General features: G+C 67.5%; 17 protein-coding genes. 10 read left to right on the forward strand and 7 right to left on the reverse strand.

Annotation, left to right across the window (positions count from 1 at the left end; translation table 11 throughout):
* Positions 1 to 24: 24 nt before the first annotated feature.
* The 3 genes from QO207_RS01675 to QO207_RS01685 all read left to right on the forward strand — a co-directional run bounded on the left by QO207_RS01675 (position 25) and on the right by QO207_RS01685 (position 4,410).
* Entirely contained in the window at positions 25 to 1,548 is a 1,524-nt protein-coding gene (locus QO207_RS01675; protein WP_301479014.1) for a 3-hydroxyacyl-CoA dehydrogenase, read from the forward strand.
* Positions 1,549 to 1,656: 108 nt separating this feature from the next.
* Positions 1,657 to 3,000 (forward strand): DUF1254 domain-containing protein, encoded by a 1,344-nt coding sequence (locus tag QO207_RS01680; protein ID WP_301479015.1) that lies wholly within the window; start codon positions 1,657 to 1,659, stop codon positions 2,998 to 3,000.
* 3 nt (positions 3,001 to 3,003) lie between these two features.
* Positions 3,004 to 4,410 (forward strand): DUF1254 domain-containing protein, encoded by a 1,407-nt coding sequence (locus QO207_RS01685; RefSeq protein ID WP_301479016.1) that lies wholly within the window; start codon positions 3,004 to 3,006, stop codon positions 4,408 to 4,410.
* Between the two features lie 299 nt (positions 4,411 to 4,709).
* Here the strand turns inward: QO207_RS01685 and QO207_RS01690 are convergent, their stop codons facing one another.
* Complete coding sequence (locus QO207_RS01690; RefSeq protein WP_301479017.1) at positions 4,710 to 5,801, reverse strand: aminopeptidase; 1,092 nt, start codon at positions 5,799 to 5,801, stop codon at positions 4,710 to 4,712.
* Between the two features lie 65 nt (positions 5,802 to 5,866).
* Here QO207_RS01690 and QO207_RS01695 point away from each other — a divergent pair, with 65 nt between their 5' ends.
* Positions 5,867 to 6,283, forward strand: coding sequence for a hypothetical protein (locus QO207_RS01695; RefSeq protein WP_301479018.1), 417 nt, complete (start codon positions 5,867 to 5,869; stop codon positions 6,281 to 6,283).
* 43 nt (positions 6,284 to 6,326) lie between these two features.
* Positions 6,327 to 6,767, forward strand: coding sequence for a hypothetical protein (locus QO207_RS01700; RefSeq protein WP_301479019.1), 441 nt, complete (start codon positions 6,327 to 6,329; stop codon positions 6,765 to 6,767).
* 281 nt (positions 6,768 to 7,048) lie between these two features.
* On the opposite strand, the gene QO207_RS01705 is transcribed toward QO207_RS01700, so the two are convergent.
* The 4 genes from QO207_RS01705 to QO207_RS01720 all read right to left on the reverse strand — a co-directional run bounded on the left by QO207_RS01705 (position 7,049) and on the right by QO207_RS01720 (position 8,603).
* Positions 7,049 to 7,285 (reverse strand): DUF1161 domain-containing protein, encoded by a 237-nt coding sequence (locus QO207_RS01705; RefSeq protein WP_301479406.1) that lies wholly within the window; start codon positions 7,283 to 7,285, stop codon positions 7,049 to 7,051.
* Between the two features lie 91 nt (positions 7,286 to 7,376).
* Positions 7,377 to 7,799, reverse strand: a complete 423-nt coding sequence (locus QO207_RS01710) for an OsmC family protein (RefSeq protein ID WP_301479020.1) — start codon at positions 7,797 to 7,799, stop codon at positions 7,377 to 7,379.
* 233 nt (positions 7,800 to 8,032) lie between these two features.
* Entirely contained in the window at positions 8,033 to 8,254 is a 222-nt protein-coding gene (locus QO207_RS01715; RefSeq protein ID WP_301479021.1) for a DUF1161 domain-containing protein, read from the reverse strand.
* Positions 8,255 to 8,387: 133 nt separating this feature from the next.
* Entirely contained in the window at positions 8,388 to 8,603 is a 216-nt protein-coding gene (locus QO207_RS01720; protein ID WP_301479022.1) for a dodecin, read from the reverse strand.
* 158 nt (positions 8,604 to 8,761) lie between these two features.
* On the opposite strand from QO207_RS01720, the gene QO207_RS01725 reads away from it, so the two are divergent.
* The 3 genes from QO207_RS01725 to QO207_RS01735 all read left to right on the forward strand — a co-directional run bounded on the left by QO207_RS01725 (position 8,762) and on the right by QO207_RS01735 (position 12,724).
* A complete protein-coding gene (locus tag QO207_RS01725; RefSeq protein WP_243778724.1) occupies positions 8,762 to 9,277 on the forward strand; it encodes a sigma-70 family RNA polymerase sigma factor in 516 nt (171 codons plus the stop codon).
* Positions 9,274 to 10,224 (forward strand): FecR family protein, encoded by a 951-nt coding sequence (locus QO207_RS01730; protein ID WP_301479023.1) that lies wholly within the window; start codon positions 9,274 to 9,276, stop codon positions 10,222 to 10,224. Before QO207_RS01725 ends, QO207_RS01730 begins: the two co-directional genes overlap by 4 nt.
* A gap of 136 nt (positions 10,225 to 10,360) precedes the next feature.
* A complete protein-coding gene (locus tag QO207_RS01735) occupies positions 10,361 to 12,724 on the forward strand; it encodes a TonB-dependent siderophore receptor (RefSeq protein WP_301479408.1) in 2,364 nt (787 codons plus the stop codon).
* 1 nt (position 12,725) lies between these two features.
* Here the strand turns inward: QO207_RS01735 and QO207_RS01740 are convergent, their stop codons facing one another.
* A complete protein-coding gene (locus QO207_RS01740) occupies positions 12,726 to 13,613 on the reverse strand; it encodes a LysR family transcriptional regulator (protein ID WP_301479024.1) in 888 nt (295 codons plus the stop codon).
* Positions 13,614 to 13,770: 157 nt separating this feature from the next.
* On the opposite strand from QO207_RS01740, the gene trpB reads away from it, so the two are divergent.
* Together trpB and trpA are read left to right on the forward strand one after the other, a co-directional pair.
* Positions 13,771 to 14,979, forward strand: coding sequence for a tryptophan synthase subunit beta (trpB, locus tag QO207_RS01745; RefSeq protein WP_301479025.1), 1,209 nt, complete (start codon positions 13,771 to 13,773; stop codon positions 14,977 to 14,979).
* Entirely contained in the window at positions 14,976 to 15,782 is an 807-nt protein-coding gene (gene trpA, locus QO207_RS01750) for a tryptophan synthase subunit alpha (protein WP_301479026.1), read from the forward strand. The genes trpB and trpA overlap by 4 nt, the downstream gene beginning before the upstream one ends.
* A 432-nt stretch (positions 15,783 to 16,214) precedes the next feature.
* Here trpA and QO207_RS01755 read toward each other — a convergent pair whose 3' ends face one another.
* Positions 16,215 to 17,723 (reverse strand): YdgA family protein, encoded by a 1,509-nt coding sequence (locus tag QO207_RS01755; RefSeq protein WP_301479027.1) that lies wholly within the window; start codon positions 17,721 to 17,723, stop codon positions 16,215 to 16,217.
* Positions 17,724 to 17,762 lie beyond the last annotated feature (39 nt).

Raw genomic sequence — 17,762 nt, forward strand, 5'->3', positions numbered from 1 at the left:
GGTGCGCACGACGAGACCCGCAGCATGACCGAGTCCTTCCACCGTATCGGCGTGATCGGCGCCGGGGCCATGGGCCGCGGCATCGCCCAACTGTTCGCCAGCGCAGGCTGGCCGGTGCGGCTGTACGACAGCAACCCACAGACCGTGGAGCAGGCCCTGGCCTTCAACCGCGAGTTGCTGGAGCGCGCGGTAGCCAAGGGCAAGCTCGCCGCCGACGAGCTGGGTGCGACGATGCAGCGCCTGCTGCCGACCCACAGCCTCGACGAACTGGCCGACTGCGACCTGCTGATCGAAGCCATCATCGAGGACCTCGGCGCCAAGCAGGCGCTGCTCGCCGAGCTGGAAAAACGCGTGGCGCCGGACGCCGTGCTGGCGAGCAATACTTCGTCGCTGTCGGTCACCCGCATCGCCGCACGCTGCCAGCACCCGGAGCGGGTCGCCGGCTTTCACTTCTTCAACCCGGTGACGCTGATGCGCATCGTCGAGGTGGTGCGCGGCCAGCGCACCAGCGAGTCGGTGGTGCGCCGCCTGAGCCGGCTGGCGGAGCAGGCCGGGCACTACCCGGCGGTATCGCCGGACAGCCCCGGCTTCATCGTCAACCATGCCGGCCGCGCCTTCAGCACCGAAGCCCTGCGCATCCTCGGCGAAGGCATCGCCAGCCCGGCGCAGATCGACCGCATCCTGCGCGACGGCGTGGGCTTCCGCATGGGGCCCTTCGAGCTGCTCGACCTGACCGGCCTGGACGTCTCCCACGCGGTGATGGAATCGCTCTACCAGCAGTTCTACCAGGACCCGCGCTACACCCCTTCGCCGCTGGCTGCACAACGCGTCGCCGGCGGCTTGCTGGGGCGCAAGAGTGGCGAAGGCTTCTACCGCTATCGCGACGGCCAGGCCGTGCGCGAGCCGGAAGAACAGTACGAAACCGTGCTGCTCAATCGTCCGTACTGGCTCGACAGCCAGGACCCGGAGCTGCGCCACCGCGTGGCGGCAATCCTCACGTTGGGCGGCGTGGTGCTGGAGACCGGCGAAGCGCCGTCGTCGCGCGCCATCTGCCTGGTCACCCCGCTGGGCGTGGACGCCAGCACGCGCATCGACGCCCTCGGCCTGCCGCCGGAACGCAGCCTGGCGCTGGAGACCTTCACTGAACTGGACCGCCGCCGCGTGCTGATGCGCCAGCCGGCGCTCGACCCGCAGCTCGAAGCCCAGGCGCGCCAGGCGCTGGGCAGCGACGGCGTGCCGGTGGAGGTGATCAACGATTCGCCCGGTTTCATCAGCCAGCGGGTGGTCGCCGGCATCGTCAATCTGGGCGGCGAGATCGCCCAGCGCGGCATCGCCACACCGGTAACGCTGGACCGCGCGGTACAACTGGCGCTGGGTTATCCGCTGGGCCCGCTGGCGTTCGGCGAGCACTACGGCGCGGCGCGCATCCTCACCATCCTCCAGGGCCTGCAGGCCTGCTACGGCGAAGCACGTTACCGGCCCAGCCCGTGGCTGCGGCGCCGGGTGCAGCTGGACCTGCCGCTGCACAGCCCCGACCGCGCGGAGTGAAACGCCGGCGGCGATGATCGTTTTCTGTCCGCTGGCGCTAACCGCCAGCGCGGCGCACTGGCGCAATCTGGCCGGTGACATGCCAACAAGAACAATGAGGAAAACGTCATGCGCCACAGGCTGCCCGCCCTCGCCCTGCTCCCCCTGCTCGCCGGCCACGCCTGGGCCGCCGCGCCCACCGCGCAGCAGGCCCGCGACCTGGCCGAACAGGCCTACCTGTTCAGCTTCGCCACCGCCGAGCACGGCAAGACCCTGCAGGCCATCGCCGCCAAGCTGCCGGTGAACTACCTGTACAACAAGACCACCCTGCTCGGCCCGGAAGACCGCACCGTGGTCTCGCCGAACAACGACACGCTGTACTCCTACGCCCTGCTCGACCTGCGCGAGCACCCGGTGGTCCTCGACGTGCCTGCGGTGCCGCAGCGCTACTACAGCTTCCAGCTGATCGACATGCGCACCAACAACCTCGACTACATCGGCACCCGCGCCACCGGGCGCGCGGCGGGCAGCTTCCTGATCGCCGGCCCGGACTGGGACGGCAAGCCCCCGGAGGACTTCCACGGCAAGGTGATCCGCTCGCCCAGCCGCATCGTCTTCCTCCTGGGCCGCACGGCGGTGGACGGCGAGGCCGATCTCGACGCCGCCAAGGCAGTGATGGACGGCTACAAGCTGCGCAGCACCAAGCCGACCCTGCTGCCGCACAAGATGGACGTTCCCGCGTACCAGCCAACCAAGGACGGCCCGGCGCAGAACGCTTTCGTCGACTTCAACGGCTTGTCTGCCTGGCACGCCTGGAGCCCCGAGGAGCAGCAGCACCTGCAGCAATTCGCGCAGATCGGCGTTGGCACGGGTAAACCCTTCGACGCCACACGGCTGCCGGCGGACATCGCCAGGGCGGTGGAGCAGGGCGCCGAGGACGGCCGCGAGAAGATCCGCGCCGCGACCGAACGCTTCGCCGCACCGGTGAATGGCTGGCAGAACTCGCCGACCAACATCGGCCACTACGGCAACGACGACCTGACCCGCTCGGCAGTGGCCTGGAAATTCCTCTACGCCAACGACCCGGCCGAAGCGATGTATCCGCTCACCCGGGTCGACGCCAAGGGCGAGCCTCTCGACGGCAATCGCTCCTACCGCCTGCACTTCGCCCCTGGCCAGCTGCCGCCGGTGGACGCCTTCTGGTCGGTCACCCTGTACGACGGCAAGACACAGATGCTCTCGGCGAACCCGATCAACCGCTATGCCATCAACAGCGCCAGCAACCTGAAAAAGGACGCCGACGGCGGCCTGACCCTGAGCATCCAGCACGCCCAACCGGCCACCACCGACAACTGGCTGCCGGCGCCGCAGGGGCCGTTCAACCTGATCCTGCGCATGTACCTGCCGCAGGAAAAAGCGCTCAAGGGCGACTACCAGCCGCCGGCCGTGCAGCCCGTCACCAGCCAGGAGTAAGCCATGAACCCGATCCTGACCCGCCGCCGTTTCCTCGGCGCCAGCGGTGCGCTCGGCTTCGGCCTGGGCTGCGTGCCCAACTGGCTGCTGGCCGCCCCCGTCGAACTGGAGAGCGACCCGACCGTGTTCCAGGACATCGTCCGCCAGGCGTGGATCTACGCCTACCCGATGCTGATGCACTACCAGACGATGCAAAAGCAGGCGCTGAACCCGGCGTCCCCCGAGTACGTCGGCGGCTTCGGTGTGTTCCGCCACTACAGCGAACTGTTCACCCCGAAGAACCACGACGTGGTGACGCCCAACAACGACACGCCCTACTCCTGGGCCTGGCTCGACCTGCGCGCCGAGCCCTGGGTGCTCAGCGTGCCGGCCGTGGCCGAGGACCGCTACTACGTGCACCAACTGGTGGACCAGTACACCTTCAACTTCGGCTATGTCGGCGTGCTCAGCACCGGCCGCGAGGCGGGCGACTACCTGATCGCCGGGCCGAACTGGCAGGGCGAGAAGCCGGCCGGCATCCGTCAGGTGCTGCGCAGCGAGACACAGATCGCCATGATCCTCGGCCGCACCGGCCTGCGCAGCGCGGACGACCTGCCGGCGGTGCGCGAACTGCAGCAGCAGTACCGCCTGCGGCCGTTGCATGAGTTTGCCGGCAGCACCGCTCCAGCGGCCGCGCCCGCGGTGCAGTGGCTGCCCTGGGAGCTGCCGCGTGACCTGGGCGCGGGCTTCATTCCGCACCTGAACCAGATACTCGCGTTCTGCCCGGTGGACCCGAGCGAAGTCGAACTGCGCCAGCGCTTCGCCCGTGCCGGCATCGGCGCGGGGCTGCCGTTCAACCCGGCGGCACTCAGCCCGGCCCAGCGCCAGGCCCTGGCCGCCGGCATCCAGCAGGGTGTCGCCGAGTTGAAAGCCAAGGGCGCCACGCTGCGTTCTTCTGCCGGCCTGTTCGGCAGCCGCGCGGCGATGCACAACGACTACCTGAGCCGCGCTGTGGCGGCGGCCAGCGGCATCTACGGCAACAGCGTGGAGGAGGCGATCTACTTCGGCAGCGGCAAGGACAGCACGCAACAGCCGCTGCAAGGCGGCCAGCACTACCGGCTGCGCTTCGCACCCGGCCAGTTGCCGCCGGCGAAGGAGTTCTGGTCGATCACCCTCTACGACCTGCCCGACCGCCAGCTGGTGGACAACCCGCTGCAGCGCTACTGCCTGAGTAGCCGCGACCCGCTGGTACGCGACGCCGATGGCGGCGTGACGCTGTACATCCAGGCCGACTTACCGGGCAAGGAGCACGAAGCCAACTGGCTGCCGTCGACCCGCCAGGGACCGTTCAACGTCATCCTGCGCGTCTATGGGCCGGAGCAGAGCGTAGTGGGCGGGACGTGGCAGATGCCAGGGGTGGAGCGGGTCTGACGGGTTGGCACGCGACCGCGACAGGGAGTCCTGCACAAGGGTTTGCCCTCACCCTAACCCTCTCCCGTAGGGAGAGGGGACTGTCTCAGCTGGCGGGAATAGTGAAGCTCGTCGGCTAAAGCTGAAGTATCCACAGAATGCCGAACGGCCCCCTCTCCCTCTGGGAGAGGGCTGGGGTGAGGGAATAAGCCCAGCGCCGAAGCCTGAGACCGGTTCGCGAGCAAGCTCGCTCCTACGAAAAGCGGTCCGGCACTGATCTGTAGGAGCGAGCTTGCTCGCGAACCAACCCCACGCAGCACTCAACGGAAGTCGACGAAGCCGCCCGCTTTCAGCTTTTCCAGCGCCGCCGTGCGCTCAGCCGGCGGCATCGCCCCAAGCTTTTCCACCCGTGCATAGAACGCCGGCCAGTTACCGCCGACCTGGGCGAACAGCGCGGCGAATGCCGGCACCCACTGGTCGTAAAGGCCGAAGGGCAGCAACTTGGCGTTGTTCATCGGGCCGTTGACCCAGGTGTCGAAGGGCGCCTTGCCGCCCCAGTCGGCATCGCGCATCTGCGCGTAGTCGCGGCGCAGCCGTTCGAACTCGGCCTGCTTGCCAGCGCGCTTTTCCGCGTCACTGCGCGGGCTGGTGTAGAGCGCCTGCAGGCGCTCGCGGGTATCCAGCACCAGTTGGGTGAAGCGCTTGCGCTGCTCGGCCAGCAGTGGCGACTCATCCGGCAGATGGCGCACCGCACGCCAGCGGCGGCCGCCCTCGGTTTCGACGAAGGACGCGTAGGACTCGTTGAAGGCGGTGTCACCCGGCAGGTAGAACTTCTGGTGCGCCAGCTCGTGGAAGATGGTCTCGGCCAGGCGCTGGTCGCCCCAGCGCAGCATGCTGCTGAGGATCGGATCGTTGAACCAGCCGAGGGTGGAGTAGGCCTCCACGCCACCGATGTACACGTCCCAGCCTTCCGCCTTCAAGCGCTTGGCCTCGGCCTGCGCACCCTCGGCGCCGTAGTAGCCGCGATAGGCAACGCAGCCGGCAATGGGGAAGCAGTGGGTCAGCGGCTGCAACGACAACTCCGGCGTGGCGAAGACGTTCCACACCACATTGGGCCGGTGGATGTCGGCATACAGGCGATAGCTCTGGTTGTCCGGCAGGCCCAGCTTGGCGCTGGCGAAGGCGCGGGCTTCCTGGGACTGCTCCAGGCGCTGGCGCAGCGCGGGGTCGCGGCTGCTGTCGGCGACCACTTCGGCCACCGGCTCGCGGGCGGCGAGCAGGCGCAACTGGCCGTTCGCCAACTGCGAGTAGTAGCTCACCGTGGAACAACCGCTCAGCGCCCAGATCGCCAGGCAGGGAACCCAGCGGCACAGGCGGCGGTCGAGTGTCGGGATAAGAAGGCGGAAGGGCATGCGCGGAACATAGCACAGGGCCTGGCCCGCCCGCTGCCGCCCCCCTCGACCTAGGAGCCAACCCGATGCGCGCCCTCCTCATTCCTGCCGGCCTGCTCACCCTGAGCGGCTGTTCGCTGCTGATGCCCCAGCCCGACCCGAACCGTGCCTGGGTGGACCTGAACACCAACAGCCAGAGCGACCTGGCCGCCATGGAAGTGGACAGCAAGGAGTGGTCGAGCACCCGCTACTTCGAGGTCGACCCCGGCTCCCATGAGCTGCGCGTGCGCTTCCAGTTCCAGGTCGAACCGGTGGACATCGGCCCGGTCGCCGAATCGCTCTGGCGCGACTGCGAGATGACCGTGCAGTACAAGGAGTTCAGCGCCGGCCAGCGCTACCGTCTGGAGACCGGCAGCATCGGCTTCCGCCCCTGGGCCAAGCTCTACGACGCCCAGGGCGGCGAGATCGCCCGCGGCCGCGAACGGGGCTGCGCGAAAGCCTGAGCGGGGTATGCTGTGGGCTGACCCCATGCTTCGGTGATCCCCCATGCGCCCGCGCCACCTGCTCGGCCTTCTCCCCCTGAGCCTCGCCCTGCTGGGCGGTTGCGCCAGCCCGCTGCCCGCCCACGACCCGCAGATGGCCTGGATCGATCTCTACACCGCAGCAGGCCGCACGCTGATGGCCGAGCGCCTGGACGGCCAGTCAGTGAACGACGGCCGCTTCTACCAGGTGACGCCGGGCCGCCACGAACTGGTGGTGCGCTTCCAGTACGAGATCGCCAGCGGCGGCGGCATGGGCCAGATGAACGACCCTGCCGAGCTGACCTGTCGGGTCAAGGTGACCTACGACGACTTCGCGGCCGGCCAGCGCTACCGCCTGGAGCTGCGCCCGCAGCTGCGCAGCGCCCTGGCCTTGCTGACCGACAGCGAGGGCAAGCTGGTGGCGAAGACGGATTTCCAGGGGCCGGTGCGGTGTGGGCCGTTCTGACCTGATGCCCTACGTGCCAGGCCGCACCCTGTAGGAGCGGACCTTGTCCGCGATGTCCCGACGCCGCGTCGGTGCCACAAGACAAACACCCCTCGGAGCAGGCGCCATCCCGAGGCATCCCCAGGCCAGCGCGCATTCCGCCGCGACGGATTTCGCGGACAAGGTCCGCTCCTACGCCGTCGGCAGCGGCGCCCTCGGGCAGGGTGTTCTAACCGACCATCAGCGTAGGGCGCATAACGCCTCAGGCGTTATCCGCCGATCTCGCGGGGCGGGCCCCGATCTCAGCTGTCGTTCTTCTGGTAGATGATCCGCCGCTGGCCGTTGTCGCAGGTGCCGACCACCATGTTTGGGTCCTTCACCTCGGCCTTGTCCACGATCTCCAGGGTGTAGGAAGTCACCCCGGCGGCCTGGATCTTGGTCTCGATCTCGGCCTTGAGCTCCGCGCACGGCTTCACCGCCGCCCAGCTCGCGCCGCTCGCCAGCAGTACCGCCACGCCCGTCGCCACGGCCCACTTCATCGTCGTCATCACATTCCCTCGTCAAGGCCCCAACGCGGGGCACCCTATCCTAACGGTGGACCGCCACCGGCGGACAGAGTGCCCAGTTGACTCATTCGAGGCTGGCGTCCAGGGTGATGCGCGCGTTGAGCACCCGCGACACCGGGCAGCCGGCCTTGGCCTTGTCGGCGATGGCCTGGAAGGTCTGTGCGTCGGTACCCGGCACCTTCGCCTTCAGCGTCAGGTGCACGGCGGTAATGGTGAAGCCATCGGTGAGCTTCTCCAGGCTGACTTCGGCCTGGGTGTCGATGCTCTCGGCGGTCAGGCCGGCCTCGCCGAGCATCATCGACAGGGCCATGGAGAAGCAGCCGGCGTGGGCCGCGCCGATCAGTTCTTCCGGGTTGGTGCCCGGCGCGCCCTCGAAGCGGGTGTTGAAGCCATAGGGTTGCGCCTTGAGCGCGCCGCTCTCGGTGGAGATCGTGCCCTTGCCGTCCTTCAGGCCGCCCTGCCAGTGGGCCGATGCCGATTTCTTCATGTCGCGTCCTCCGCGTGGGTTGCAGTCAGGACTTTCGAGGGCGGCGCGAGGGCAGGGGTTCAGCTTTTCTAAGGGGCGCTTGGTCGGAGCGAGGGGGACGCCATTGTTATTGCACGCGAATGGGTTGGCGCGGTGCCTTGCAGGTTCGCGAGCAAGCTCGCTCCTACATAAGGCAAGCCCATGAAAAAGGCCGGGCCCCTCGCGGAGCCCGGCCTCGATTCACACCCAGGGACTTACTTGGAGTAGACGATTTCCTTGGTGCCGCCCTCGCAGGAGCCGACAACCTGCTTGCCGCCGGCGTTGCCCTTGTCGACGACTTCCAGGCTGAACGAAGTGGCGCCCTTGGCCTTGATCTTCGCCTCGATCTCCGACTTCAGTTCTTCGCACGGCTTGCCGGCAGCCATCACTTGGCCGGCCAGGGCGAAGACCCCCACAGCGATCAGGAACTTCTTCATCGGTAACGCTCCCTCGTCTTTCACAGGAAAAGGCCCGCACGGGCCGGAAAACCGGGCTACCCCGGTACGCACATCCACGCGCTCGACCAGCATGGTCGATGCGCGTGACAAAAAAGGTCGAGTGTTTCGCGATCTAGCTATTGGCGATGCGGAAGCCGACCTTGATGGACACCTGGTAATGCCCGACCGCGCCGTTCTCGATATGCCCGCGGGTGTCCATCACCTCGAACCACTCCATGAAGTCGATGCTCTTGGCCGCTTCGGCCAGGGCGTTGTTGATCGCATCCTCGATGCTGGTGCGCGAGGAGCCGACCAGCTCGATCTTCTTGTAGGTGTGGTGATTCGACATCGCTTGCTCCCAGGCACGCTCCACGGCGTGCGGCGAGTTGAGTGTCCCTGTTGGACCCTAGTCGATGGGCAGAAGTGCAGCAAATTGCCGGTAGCGGCGAATTGCCGTCTTTTTTCGAAAATGTATAATGCGAAGCATTCTTATTTAATCTTCCAGGGATGGTCCGCGTGGCCGGTTCACTCTCCAGCAAGCTGGGGTTCTTCTTCAGCGACCACCACCGCTGGCTGCTGCAGCACGTGCAGCGCTACCTGGATAACCGCGCCGACAGCGAAGACACGGCCGCCGAGACGTTCTGCCAGATCCTCAGCGCCAGGGTCGATCCGCAGACCATCGAGCAGCCGCGCGCCTACCTCTCCACCATCGCCCGCCGGCTGATCTACGACCGTCACCGGCGGCGGCGCCTGGAACGTGCCTACCTGGATTACCTGGCTCTCCAGCCCGAAGCCCTGGAGCCCTCGCCGGAAGATCGCGCCCTCCTGCTGGAAGCCCTGCTGCTGGTGGACCGCACCCTCGACGGCCTGCCGCAGGTGGTGCGCCGCGCCTTCCTGTTCAGCCAGCTCGACGGTCTGGGCTATGCCGAGATCGGCCGACGCCTGGGCGTCAGCGAACGCACCGTGGGCCGCTACATGAAGCAGGCGCTGCGGCAGATCTACCTCAACGAGCTGGTGCCATGAGCGAAGTGCAGCTGGATACGGCCGCAGAACAGGCCATCGACTGGATGGTGCGGCTGCGCTCGGGCCATGCCGATGCGCGGCTGCAACGCCAGCTGCAGGCCTGGCTGAACAGCGACCCGGCCCACGCCGATGCCTGGGCGCGCCTGCAGCGCGGCCTCGGGGCGCCCTATGACAACCTGCGGCGCATGCCCGGCGCGGCCGATTTGCTAATGCACCAGCACGGCTCGAGGCGCCAGCTGCTGCGCGGCCTGGCCGGCCTCGGCCTGCTCGGCGGCGGCCTGTGGCTGACCGCCAGCAGCACGCCGGTGCGCGACCTGCTCGCCGACCTGCGCACCGGCACCGGCGAGCGGCGCAACTTCACCCTCGAAGACGGCAGCCGCCTGAGCCTGAATGCCGGCAGCTCGGTGGACCTGGCCTTCGACCCGCGCCAGCGCCTGATCCTGCTGCGCCATGGCGAGCTGGTGATCCAGGTGGCGCCGGACCCGCAACGCCCGTTGATCGTGCGCAGCGCCCAAGGCGAGGTCCGCGCGCTGGGCACGCGCTTCCTGGTCAGCCAGGAGCAGTACGCCACGCGCGTGGTGGTGCTGGAGCACAGCGTCCGCGCCAGCCTGGCCGGGCACGGCGAGTCGCGCGAGCTGGGCGAAGGGGAGGCGGCGCTGCTGTCCGCGGACGGCATCCACCCGCTGCGCGAGCAGTCCGCCCGCGCCGACTGGCTGAACGGCCGGCTGAGCGTTACCGACGAGCCGCTGGAAGCGGTGATCGAGTCGCTGCGTCCCTACCTGCCGGGCTACGTCCGCGTCGAGCCACGCGCCCGCAATCTCCGAGTGCAGGGTGTCTTCCCGCTGGACGAGCCTCACCGCGCGCTGGCCGCGCTGGGCGAAACCCTGCCGCTGCAGGTGCGCCGCTTCGGTCCCTGGCTGACCCTGATCAGCCTGCGAGAGCCTTGATGTTTCTACGTGAGAAAAATATTTCGGCAGCGCCTGTCCGGATTTTCCACTTCATCGCACCTAGCTCCTGAATACGAATAATTCTCAGGAGATTGCTGTGTCCTCACCCTGGCCCCGCGCCTTCGCCACCGCCTTCGTGCTGGTGGCCAACGCTCCCTCGTTGTTCGCCGCCGAACCCGCGCTGCTGCATTTCGAACTGCCCGCCGCGAGCCTCGCCACCACGCTGAACGCCATCGCCCGGCAGAGCGGCGAGGTGATCTCGCTGGACCCGGCGCTGGTGCGCGACCAGCGCGCGCCCGCCGTGCAGGGCGACTTGAGCGTCGAGCAGGCGCTGGAACAGGCCCTGGCCGGCAGCAACCTGCGCCTGAAGGTCACCGCCAGCGGCGCCTACAGCGTCGAAGCCGCGCCGCTCGACGGCGCCGTGGAACTGGACAGCACCACCGTCACCGCCCAGGGCCTGGATGCCACCAGCGAGGGCAGCGGCTCCTACGCCGCGCGCGCCACCACCATCGGCAAGGGCGAACAGAAGCTCAAGGACATTCCCCAGTCGGTCAGCGTGATCACCCGCAAGCAGCTCGACGACCAGAACATCACCGACCTGCGCGATGCGGTGAACCACAGCACCGGCCTGGTCGGCGCCACCGGCATCGGCCCGGGCATGGTGATCTCCTCGCGCGGCTTCCAGATCGACGACTGGCAGTACGACGGCGTGCCGATCCCGCGCAACTTCTACGTGCTGGGCAACTGGGCGGACCAGGACCTGGTGTTCTTCGACCGCGTGGAAATCCTCCGCGGCGCCTCCGGCCTGCTGCAAGGCGCCGGCAGCCCCGGCGGCGCCATCAACCTGGTGCGCAAGCGCGGCCAGCACACGCCGGTCGCCACCTTCACCGGCAAGGCCGGTTCGTGGGACCACTACGGGCTGCAGGCCGATGTCGGCGGCCCGCTGAACGAGGCCGGGACGATCCGCGGGCGGATGGTCGCCGACCAGAACGACACTCACTCCTTCACCGACTACGTGTGGAGCAAGACCACCTCGCTGTATGGCGCGCTGGACTTCGACCTGAGCCCGGACACCACCGTCGGCATCGGCTTCAGCAACACCGACCTCAACTCCCGGCCGATGGTCCGCGGCCTGCCGCGCTACCCCGACGGCAGCGACATCGGTTTCTCGCGCTCGACCTATTCCGGCGCCACCTGGAATCGCAACGACATCGAGCAGACCACCGTCTACGCCGACCTGACCCATCGCTTCGACGACAACTGGAGCTTCAAGGCCGCCGCCGTGCGCATGCGCGAGCACAACGACTCGACCCACCAGCGCATGCACGGGGAAGTGCAGCCCGATGGCAGCGGGCTGAACTTCGCCGACTGGCTGACCAACTTCGAGTCCACCAAGATCGGCCTGGACATGTACCTCAACGGCCACTTCGAGGCGTTCTCCCTGGAGCAGGAACTGGTCCTGGGCGGCAACTACTCCAAGTACACCTCGGACGACTTCTATGCGCGGCGCTTCGTCCCCGGCGGCAACATCTTCGACATCGATCACCACCGCCCGAAACCGACCCTGGAAGACATCCTCGCCTCGCCTGGCGGCAACTCCACCAACGCCGCCTACGACGTGCGCCAGAAGGGCCTGTACAGCAGCTGGCGGGTGAAGCTGGCCGAGCCGCTGACGGCAGTCCTCGGTGGGCGGGTCAGCTGGTACGACTACGCCTACAAGCTGCCGGACGATGACTACAAGGACAGCATGACCGAGACCGGCGAGGTCACCCCCTACTTCGGCCTGATCTACGAGCTGACGCCCGAATGGTCGGCCTACGCCAGCTACACCGACGTGTTCGAGCCGCAGAGCGCCCGCGATGCGCAGCAGAAAATGCTCGAACCGGTGATCGGCAGCAACTACGAAGTGGGCCTGAAGGGCGAGCTGCTCGATGGCCGGGTCAACACCTCGCTGGCGGTGTTCCGCTACGACCAGAAGAACCGCGCGGTGATCGACGAGGCCTCCGGCTACGCCTGCGACGGCTGGTACTGCTCGAACGCCTCGGGCAAGGTGCGCAGCCAGGGCATCGAAGCCGAGGTCAGCGGCGAAGTGGTGCGCGACCTGCAACTGTTCGCCGGCTACACCTACAACACCACCAGGTTCCTCGACGACCCGGAGAACAAGGGCCGCGTGTTCAGCCAGTGGACGCCCAAGCACATGCTGCGCATGTGGGCCGACTACCAGCTGCCGGGCGAGCTGAACCGCGTCAGCACCGGCCTGGGCTTCGTCACCCAGAGCCATACCGTGAGCTTCGACCGCGAGTTCGACGTGCCCGGCTTCACCGTCTGGAGCGCACGCCTGGGCTATCGCCTGAGCCGGGAAATCGACCTGGCGGTGAACGCCAACAACCTGTTCGACAAGCGCTACTACCTGCCCGGCTTCGCCGCCGCCGATGGCGCGAACAACTTCGGCGATCCGCGCAACCTGATGTTCAGCGTCAAATACACGCCAGAGCTGTGAATCAGCCCAGCTCCTGGCGCAACCACTGCGCCAGGCGCTCGGCGCGCGGGTCGGCGCGGCGCTCGGGGACCCACAGCGCCAGCCGCGCGGTGGTCTCGACGAAGCCCCAGGGCGCGGCGAGGCGGCCGGCGGCAAGATCATCGGCCACCAGCTGCTGCGGCGCGATGGCCACGCCAAGGCCGGCCACGGCGGCTTCCAGCAGGTAGTAGAGGTGCTCGAAGCCCTGGCCCAGCTTCAGCCGCGCCGGGTCGAGACCGTGGCGCGCGGCCCATTCCGGCCAAGCCTGCGGGCGCGATACGGTGTGCAGCAGCGACTCCCCCAGCAGCGCCTCGGCCGGCGCCGCACGCAATTGCTCGAAACGTGCGGAACGCGGGCTGAGCACCGGGCCGATGCTTTCCACCGCCAGCTCCAGCACGCGCATGTCCGCCGGCCACGGCGGCGCAGCGAAGCAGAGGGTGGCATCGAGGCCGCCACGTCGCGGGTCGAGGTCGCCGTCGCTGGCGGAGAGCTGCAGGCGCAGGTCCGGCAGGTCGCGGTTCAGGCGATCCAGGCGCGGGATGAACCAGCGGGCAAGCAAGCTGCCGGGGCAGCCGAGGACGAACGGCGCGTCGCCGCCCGCCTGGCGGCGCAGCTCGGTGCAGACGCTGCGCAGGCGCTCGAAGGAATCGCTGGCCACCTCGCTCAGACGAACGCCGGCATCGGTGAGTTTTACGCCGCGCCCTTCCTTGACGAACAGGGTCACGCCCAGCTCTTCCTCCAGCAGACGAACCTGCCGGCTGATCGCCCCGTGGGTGACACTCAGCTCATCAGCCGCCGCGCTAACACCACGCAGACGGGCAGCGGCTTCGAAGGCGCGCAGGGCATTGAGCGGCGGCAGGTCTCGGCTCATGGCGAATAATCCGTGAGTTTTTCTGACAGGTCATGGCGATCTTATCGCTTTTCCCCGTCATCACACAGCCGTATCCTGATGCCATTTGTAGGAGCGGACTCTGTCCGCGATCGCCCCCAGCCGGCACCTACCTTTCGACAGATAAAGGAGCCTTCCCATGTCCACACTGCGCACCGGTCCAGACGCCAAGGGCCTGTTCGGCAGCTTCGGCGGCCAGTACGTCGCCGAGACCCTGATGCCGCTGATCCACGACCTGGCCCGCGAGTACGAGAAGGCCAAGGACGATCCGGAGTTCCAGAAGGAACTCGCCTACTTCCAGCGCGACTACGTCGGCCGCCCGAGCCCGCTGTACTTCGCCGAGCGCCTGACCGAGCACTGCGGCGGCGCGAAGATCTACCTCAAGCGCGAAGAGCTGAACCACACCGGCGCGCACAAGATCAACAACTGCATCGGCCAGATCCTCCTGGCCCGGCGCATGGGCAAGCAGCGCATCATCGCCGAGACCGGCGCCGGCATGCACGGCGTGGCCACCGCCACCGTGGCCGCGCGCTTCGGCCTGCAGTGTGTGATCTACATGGGCACCACCGACATCGATCGCCAGCAGGCCAACGTGTTCCGCATGAAGCTGCTGGGCGCCGAAGTGATCCCGGTCACCGCCGGCACCGGCACCCTGAAGGACGCGATGAACGAAGCCCTGCGCGACTGGGTGACCAACGTCGACAGCACCTTCTACCTGATCGGCACCGTGGCCGGCCCGCACCCGTACCCGGCAATGGTCCGCGACTTCCAGGCGGTGATCGGCAAGGAAACCCGCGAGCAGCTGGCCGAGAAGGAAGGGCGCCTGCCCGATTCGCTGGTCGCCTGCATCGGCGGCGGCTCCAACGCCATGGGCCTGTTCCACCCGTTCCTCGATGACCAGGGCGTGCAGATCGTCGGCGTCGAAGCCGCCGGCCACGGCATCGAGACCGGCAAGCACGCGGCCAGCCTGAACGGCGGCGTACCCGGCGTACTGCACGGCAACCGCACCTTCCTGCTGCAGGACGAGGACGGCCAGATCATCGACGCGCACTCCATCTCCGCTGGCCTGGACTACCCCGGCATCGGCCCGGAACACGCGTGGCTGCATGACATCGGTCGCGTCGAGTACACCTCGATCACCGACCACGAGGCGCTGGAAGCCTTCCACCAGTGCTGCCGCCTGGAAGGCATCATCCCCGCGCTGGAGTCCTCCCACGCGCTGGCCGAAGTCTTCAAGCGCGCGCCGAACCTGCCCAAGGACCACATCATGGTGGTGAACCTGTCCGGTCGTGGCGACAAGGACATGCAGACCGTCATGCACCACATGCAACAGGAGCCGCAAGCATGAGCCGCCTGCAGACCCGTTTCGCCGAACTCAAACAGCAGAACCGCGCCGCCCTGGTGACCTTCATCACCGCTGGCGACCCGGGCTACTCGACCTCGCTGGACATCCTCAAGGGCCTGCCCGGAGCCGGCGCCGACGTGATCGAACTGGGCATGCCGTTCACCGACCCGATGGCCGACGGCCCGGCGATCCAGCTGGCCAACATCCGCGCCCTGGGCAACGGCCAGAACCTGGCCAAGACGCTGAAGATGGTCCGCGAATTCCGCCAGGACAACAGCACCACGCCGCTGGTTCTGATGGGCTACTTCAACCCAATCCACTACTACGGCGTGGACAAGTTCATCGCCGACGCGAAGGAAGCCGGCGTCGACGGCCTGATCGTCGTGGACCTGCCGCCGGAGCACAACGAAGACCTCTGCCACCCGGCCCAGGCCGCGGGCATCGACTTCATCCGCCTGACCACCCCGACCACCGACGACAAGCGCCTGCCGACCGTGCTCGAAGGCAGTTCGGGCTTCGTCTACTACGTTTCGGTAGCCGGCGTGACCGGCGCCGGCGCGGCGACCCTGGACCACGTCGAGGAAGCCGTGGCACGCCTGCGTCGCCACACCGACCTGCCGGTGTCCATCGGCTTCGGCATCCGTACCCCGGAGCACGCGGCAAACATCGCCCGCCTGGCCGATGGCGTGGTGGTGGGCTCGGCGCTGATCGACAAGATCGCCGAAGCCACCAGCTCCGCCGACGCCGTGCAGAGCGTGCTCGGCCTGTGCCGCCAGTTGGCCGAAGGTGTGCGTAACGCCCGCTGAGGATTGCCATCAGGCTCTACGTAGGATGGCGTGGAGCGCAGCGATACCCATCGATTCCGCGCGAACACAGCATGGGTATCGCTCCGCTCCACCCATCCTACGTTTGGCTCCAGTGTAAGAGCGCACCACGCGCGTGATCGCAGGCATGGCTGCTTCTACACAGAGCTACGGAGCTGGGCCGTTCGCGAGCAAGCTCGCTCCTACAGAGAACACAAGAAAGCCCGGCGCGCCGGGCTTTTTTCTTTTTTGTGCACTGAGGGCCTGTCGCGGCATGCTGTCGAGCTCTTCTGTAGGAGCGAGCTTGCTCGCGAACCCGCCCAGCGCCAAAGCAGCCGGCGCCCAATGCACGCAAGCAAAACTCAGGCGCGCCCACATAGCCAGCACCCACAAAAAAGCCCGGCGCATGCCGGGCTTTTTCGTTGCAGGCGAAGCTTATTCCACGCCTTCTTCCTGCGGCTCTTCTTCGGCACCAGCAGCCGGGCCGCCCAGGCCCAGGCCTTGCGCGGAGCCCATGGCGAAGGCCATGAATTCCGGCACGCTCATGTCCTTGCCGTTGAACTTCACCTGGTCGTTGGCGTAGGCCAGCGAGCTGGACAGCGCGTTACCGTCCAGCACGGCCCACTGCGAGTTCAGGGCCATGCCGCTGAACAGGTCGGTCATGGCGTCGGACTGCTGCTTGAGCGCCACCGGGTCGACGCTGCCGGCGTCTTCGCCACCCAGCGAACCCTGCAGGGCGACGATGTCGCCGATCACTGCCTTGTCCACCTTCAGGTCGGCCTTGAGTGCGGCGAGGATGCTGCGGGCCATCTCGTCCGGGGTAGCAGCGGCAGCGTCAGGCTGGCGCAGGTCGACCGAGAACGAAGCCTTGGCCAAGCCGTGGGCGGTCTGCAGCGACAGCTCGTCCAGCGACAGCACCGGCGAGCCGCCGAGCAGGGCCAGGCCGAGCTTCTTCATTTCTTCTTCCTGTTGCGGGGTCAGCTCGGTGGTTTCCAGGCTGTCCAGCGCCATCTTGCTGTAGGTTTCCTTGAAGGTCTTCAGCACGCCTTCGTCGAGGTTGCGCAGGCTCAGGTCGAGCTTCACGCCGCCGATTTCCTGGCCCTGCACCACGACCTTGCCGATGCGGTAGGAGACGCTCTGGTCCAGGCCCTTGCCGCCCTGCTTGAGGACTTCCTCGACCACGGCGTCGCGCACTTCGACTTCCGGTGCACCCGGCGACTTCACGTGCAGGCTCTTGATGGTGGCGGAGCTCGGGCCGAGGGCGAAGCCGTTGGCGTTTTCCTTCTTGTCGCCCTGCATGCCCAGGTCACGCAATTCGACGCGCGCCGGCTGGCCGCTGTTCTCGTCGGTGAAGTCGAGGTCGATCTCGGCCAGGTTGCCGACGGCGGTCATGTCCTTCTTGTCGGCAGACACGGTGAAATTCACCTTGGCCGGCGACAGGCGCAGCTTGTCCTTGTCCTTGCTGAAGTCCAGGGCGGCGGTTTCGATCACGCCTTCCTGCTTCTGGTCGTAATGCAGGGTCAGCTCGCCGAACAGCGGCGCCTTGCCACCGGCGGCGGTGAACAGCGGGGCGGTGAGCTCGTTCTGCTCCAGGGCGAAATGGCTCTGCGCCATGACCGGCGCCAGCTGGCCGGCGGCCAGACGCGAGGCGGGGAAGGGGCCATGCTCCAGGCGGTCGGTGAAGACCAGGGTCTGCGGCGCCTCGCCTTCCTTGCTGGTGAAGGTCAGGTTGTAGCGCGCGGTACTGGCGAACACGCCACGCTGGATGTCCACCAGGGTCAGGTGTGCGCCCAGGCCGGGGGCTTCCTGCTGCAGCAGTTCGTTGGCCTGGGTGATGCCGTTGTTCACTTCCTGCTCGACGCGGCTGCCGGTGTACCAGGCGCCGGCAACGGCGGCGCCGACGATGGCAACGGGAATGGCGATGGCCAGTGCGGTCTTCTTCATGCTGAGTCCTTTCGTAGACGGCCGTACGGGGGACATCCT

Source organism: Pseudomonas sp. CAN1 (assembly GCF_030462585.1).
GTDB lineage: Bacteria > Pseudomonadota > Gammaproteobacteria > Pseudomonadales > Pseudomonadaceae > Pseudomonas.